The following is a 541-nucleotide window of genomic DNA, read 5'->3' on the forward strand; positions in this document are numbered from 1 at the left end:
GGAAGAGCTCACTCAGCTGCGCATCGCTCAAGCGGAGTAAATCAGGATAGCTCGTCCCGGTTGCTTTCAGCTGTCGGACATAGTAATTTACCGTATTGCGGTGTATGGCTAAACTTGAAGAACAGCTGCGGTTGCTTTCTCCTTTGATTTTTAACTGAATTAATTGTCGTACATCCATGATATCTATCTTCTTTGCGGCCATATCCCTGATTTAAGTTTCAGCGATAAGATAGAAATCATTCCTTTCAAGAGCCTAAATGCACCTAAAAAAGTGGCACAACTTCGACCGAAACGCCTGGCACAACTTGAACCGAAATGGGTGGCACAACTTCGACCGTTTTATCTACATACCAAGAGCACAAACCGGTGGCATGGGCATGTTACCCATATGCTAAAGTTGCAGACAATAAGAATTAGTTTACACAATCTTCTTTATACTACACAGCAATCCATTTCTTTGTCGCAATCATCCATTTCTTCGCTTCATTATCCATTTCTTTGTCGCAATCGCTCATTTCTTTGTCGCAATCATCCATTTCTT

General features: G+C 42.0%; 1 protein-coding gene. It reads right to left on the reverse strand.

What is annotated here, in order from left to right; genetic code table 11:
- Positions 1–202 (reverse strand): hypothetical protein (locus BLS65_RS15045; protein ID WP_212590569.1); only part of this gene is annotated, 202 nt, incomplete at its 3' end.
- Positions 203–541 lie beyond the last annotated feature (339 nt).

Origin of the sequence: Williamwhitmania taraxaci, assembly GCF_900096565.1 — a bacterium.
In the GTDB taxonomy this organism is placed as follows: domain Bacteria; phylum Bacteroidota; class Bacteroidia; order Bacteroidales; family Williamwhitmaniaceae; genus Williamwhitmania; species Williamwhitmania taraxaci.